The sequence below is a fragment of the Pseudomonas sp. MD195_PC81_125 genome, assembly GCF_014060985.1.
Taxonomy (GTDB): Bacteria; Pseudomonadota; Gammaproteobacteria; order Pseudomonadales; family Pseudomonadaceae; genus Aquipseudomonas; species Aquipseudomonas parakoreensis.
On sequence record NZ_JABULD010000523.1, the window covers coordinates 1 to 808 of the forward strand.

2 protein-coding genes are annotated in these 808 nt (G+C 55.9%); one reads left to right on the forward strand and one right to left on the reverse strand.

The features are described 5' to 3' along the window. The first annotated feature begins 190 nt into the window (after positions 1-190). Positions 191-472 carry an HU family DNA-binding protein gene (locus HT737_RS20785; protein WP_003221909.1) on the forward strand — a complete coding sequence of 94 codons (282 nt, stop codon included), beginning with the start codon at positions 191-193 and terminating at the stop codon, positions 470-472. A gap of 180 nt (positions 473-652) precedes the next feature. Here the strand turns inward: HT737_RS20785 and HT737_RS20790 are convergent. Then, positions 653-808: RlmF-related methyltransferase (locus tag HT737_RS20790; RefSeq protein ID WP_182403920.1), on the reverse strand; the 156-nt coding region annotated here is incomplete at its 5' end.

Sequence of the window (808 nt, forward strand, 5' to 3'; positions counted from 1 at the left end):
CCGGTCTTACGCGAAGTCACTGCGTTAAGCGTGCAATCAGCATTTGTCAGGTCGAACCAAACCCTGATTTCGGTATCTATAACCCGACTCGTCGTGGTTATCGCCGAGGGTGCCAGATCCAGAAGATCGGGCTCGATGGCTGACACTGCACTCTGCAATCCATATGAATTTGATAGGGAAGGAACACTACATGGCTCTTACTAAAGACCAACTGATCGCCGACATCGCTGAAGCTATCGACGCGCCGAAAACCACCGCGCGTAACGCTCTGGACCAACTGGGCCAAATCGTTGCCGATCAGCTGGAAAACGGCGGCGAAATCACCTTGCCAGGTATCGGCAAGCTGAAAGTGACCGAGCGTCCTGCCCGCACTGGCCGTAACCCTTCGACTGGCGCTGCCATCGAAATCCCTGCCAAGAAAGTGATCAAGCTGGTTGTGGCCAAAGGCCTGACCGACGCTGTGAACAAGTAAGACGCAGCGATAAAAAAAAACCGTGCACCGGAGCGATCCGGGCACGGTTTTTTTGTGCCTGCGATTTGGCAAGGCGTTACGCCGCCCTGTAGGAGCTGTCGAGTGAAACGAGGCTGCGATCTTTTGATCTTGTTTTCAAGCAGGATCAAAAGATCGCAGCGTGCCGCAGCTCCTACAGAATCAGCGAACCCAGCGCTCGCGACGCCAGATCTGCTGCTCGGACTTGGTCTGGAAGGTCCACGCCACGAAGCGGCTCTGTTTCTGCCCCTGCGACATCTCCACCACCTGGCTTTCCAGCACGCCGGCCTTTTTCAGGGCGGTTTCGATGGCCGGAAG